The 2,165-nt window shown below is 43.3% G+C and carries 3 protein-coding genes and 1 pseudogene; all 4 read right to left on the bottom strand.

The features are described 5' to 3' along the window. Positions 1-384, bottom strand: a 384-nt coding sequence (locus PR699_RS19260) for a DUF2612 domain-containing protein (protein WP_272573025.1), incomplete at its 3' end; no start/stop codon positions are given. Next, the gene (locus tag PR699_RS19255; RefSeq protein WP_014656227.1) at positions 377-1,501 is read right to left on the bottom strand and encodes a baseplate J/gp47 family protein; all 1,125 of its coding nucleotides are present in this window, start codon (positions 1,499-1,501) and stop codon (positions 377-379) included. The genes PR699_RS19260 and PR699_RS19255, both read right to left, overlap by 8 nt. After that, positions 1,485-1,847, bottom strand: a complete 363-nt coding sequence (locus PR699_RS19250; protein WP_004920995.1) for a hypothetical protein — start codon at positions 1,845-1,847, stop codon at positions 1,485-1,487. Before PR699_RS19250 ends, PR699_RS19255 begins: the two co-directional genes overlap by 17 nt. After that, positions 1,847-2,165 (bottom strand): annotated as a pseudogene (locus tag PR699_RS19245) (baseplate protein); the annotation flags it as partial. The gene PR699_RS19250 and the pseudogene PR699_RS19245, both read right to left, overlap by 1 nt.

Raw genomic sequence — 2,165 nt, 5'->3', positions numbered from 1 at the left:
GGCGATATCGGGTTTTTGGTAATTTTTAATGATCTTGGCTTTGATAAAAAAGCGGTAATCATCATCCCCCAATACCGATGATCCTTTGAGTGAATCACCATAACGATAAAAGGCCCCAATATTGAAGCCTAGCGCGCCTTCAATCCCCCGAAAGCCAAAATAGTCTTTCGGCACCAATGATTTCATGACCCGATGAAGACCGACATGTTTGCCGATTAAATCGAGTCCATACCCCGTAGCAGTGTCGATATTTAATATGGTCGATAACGTAATGACCGATTCAAAGAGTTGCTTTGTTTCAGAAAGCAAAAGCCCGACGGTTTGTCGGGCTTTAGGTTTTCCTCGGTACTGCCAAATCAAAAAGTCTTCGCGTGGTTTACTCAATCAGCACCTCCACATCTTCTGGCCTGATTTGTGCGCATTGGCGAACCCCTATTGAAACAGCATCGTGCCCATTTACGGTAATTGATTTAATGTAAAAGCCTTGTACTGCATTTACTTGGCAAGTTAAACGCATCGCATAAACCGATTCACCAATATCAAATTCAGTGGCGGCTAACGCGGCTTTAATGGCATCGGTATCGATATCATGGAAGCCCCCCACTCGTTCAAGTAGTAATTTGACTTTAACATTCACCAAAGCGGCGCGATCAAAATAGACGGTTCGCGGTGCGCCAGCATACGTTTGTGTATTACTGATACGCCCAAATACCCCACACCCGCCCACTTTCTTACTTAAAATCATTCGCCCAATATCATTATCATGGCCACCAATAACAACGGCATTTAATGTGTGCGGTGGAATGCCTTTTTCATCCGTTTGATTGGTGTAGTTTTCGTAGACCTTAGCTTGTTTTACATCCGGTAAATCAAGCAGAGCGCCTTCTAATCCTTGATAATCATCATGATTATTGATGGCATGCGAACGCATAAAGCGTAATAACAAATTGCCATCTGTTTCCTCAAAAGCGCCCTCTTTTGCCGCTTTTGTGGTTGTGATGCTATCAACCCCAATGGTCACCGTGTCCATGGTTAAGGAGCGATTTGCTGGCAACGAAAAAGCGCCAAGCTCCTGACTTCGTAGATCCACTCTTGCGGAGCCGTTACTCCCTAACGTGACATCCGCCAATGTGACCCACTTGGTGCGATTATCATCAGACAATAAGCTCCCTTTATGTACGGTAACGCCCTGTTTACCTGTGATCACCACCTCATTGAGATAACTGTAATCGGCCCCTCGGCGAACAATGCCGGCATACATTGCGCGTTGTTCTAGCCATGATCCAATGGCCTTATAGGGGTCAAGCATCTGCGCTATCAGTGCAATTGCTTGATTAATATTATCTATCTCTTGAGAAAATAAACCGATCATTTGACCATCAGGACTATCGGCATCGAGATTAATATCATCCCCATAAATGCGTTTAAATCCTTCCGTTAAGCGTTGGTGAACGTCAGTCAGCTTATCAATCACTATGCCTGTTTCAGTAATTTGGAGCATCTGTCATTACCTCTTTTTTATGACCGTAAATATCAATATAAGTGACTGATATCGCCATCAACCTTGTATCAGGATTGAGTTGAATATCAAATTCGGTAATTTGCTCAACCCCTTGCGTATTTAATACACTCGCTTTTATTTCAGCCTCCATCGCTATCAAATTAGGGTTTTTGCGTAAATAATCGAACCATTTAATGCCATGTTCGCGATTAAGAAACCAATCCTGTTTCAATGACAATAGGCGAGTTAGCACCGATTGTGCGATAGCTTCCGAGCGAATGTTGTAATCTGCTCTCCCTCGCCCAAAACACCAATCATGGTTATCATCAAGCCGACGTACTTTCATTAGTTAGGACCTCCTGTATTGCCTCCTCCCGTTTGCACTCCGCTGTGCGTGTGGGTATCGCCAATATTTTTGCCATTATGTTTAAGTGTGCCGCCGGATGATTCACTATTACCATTCACTGAATGGTTACCTTTAATCAACGCATTACCTGTTAACTGATAATTACCTTGGTGTTCAATATCGCCTTTAATCATGATCTTTCCCGACTGCATACGAATAAACGTTGAGCCATCATCCGTTTGTAGCGATAGTGAATCACTCGAATAATTAGGAATTTTATTGGGTTGACTACTGCCTTGAGGTAAAAAGAAGGCATCG

Origin of the sequence: Providencia sp. PROV268, from assembly GCF_028477805.1 — a bacterium.
GTDB lineage: Bacteria > Pseudomonadota > Gammaproteobacteria > Enterobacterales > Enterobacteriaceae > Providencia > Providencia stuartii.
The sequence above is the reverse complement of the archived record's forward strand: the minus strand, read 5'-3'. Positions and strand labels throughout refer to the sequence as shown.

What these genes read in the sequence shown, in the direction of transcription:
- PR699_RS19250 (WP_004920995.1), bottom strand. Translation starts at nt 1,847, where the DNA reads ATGAAAGTACGTCGGCTTGATGATAACCATGATTGGTGTTTTGGGCGA.
- PR699_RS19255 (WP_014656227.1), bottom strand. Translation starts at nt 1,501, where the DNA reads ATGCTCCAAATTACTGAAACAGGCATAGTGATTGATAAGCTGACTGAC.